Here is a 421-nt window from a genome sequence, read left to right on the forward strand (position 1 = left end):
GGGGAGAAGGGGCTGGTCGCGACCTCGGTGCCATCTCTGCAACGTTGGCGATTGGCGAAACCATTGATGACAGCGTCCTTCGCCCCGTTTACGGGGAGAAGATGGCGGCAGCCAGATGAGGGGCGGCGCCGACTTTGACGCGTAAGCTTGTCCTTCGAACCTCTCAATCATGCTCATCGGCGCACAGCGCATGATCCGATAGCGCGCGGATGACGTAGCAGTCGCCGACCGTCTGGCCATTGCAGCACGTGGCGATGCGTTCGAGCTCGGCCTCGAGCCGCTTCAACTGGGCAATCTTTTCCCGCACCGAGATCAGTTGCTCCTCGGCGATCTTGTCGGCGTGGCCGCAGGGCTGCTCGGGGTGGCCGCTCAACTCGATCAGGGAGCGGATGTCCTCGACGGCGAAGCCGAGGCCGCGGGC

Annotated in this window: 1 protein-coding gene; it reads right to left on the bottom strand. The window is 64.1% G+C overall.

Annotated elements, in window-relative coordinates; all coding sequences use genetic code 11:
* Positions 1-163: 163 nt before the first annotated feature.
* Positions 164-421, bottom strand: a 258-nt coding sequence (locus EN893_RS39215) for a MerR family DNA-binding protein (protein ID WP_245490825.1), incomplete at its 5' end; no start/stop codon positions are given.

Origin of the sequence: Mesorhizobium sp. M7A.F.Ca.CA.004.04.2.1, from assembly GCF_004022825.1 — a bacterium.
Classification (GTDB): domain Bacteria; phylum Pseudomonadota; class Alphaproteobacteria; order Rhizobiales; family Rhizobiaceae; genus Mesorhizobium.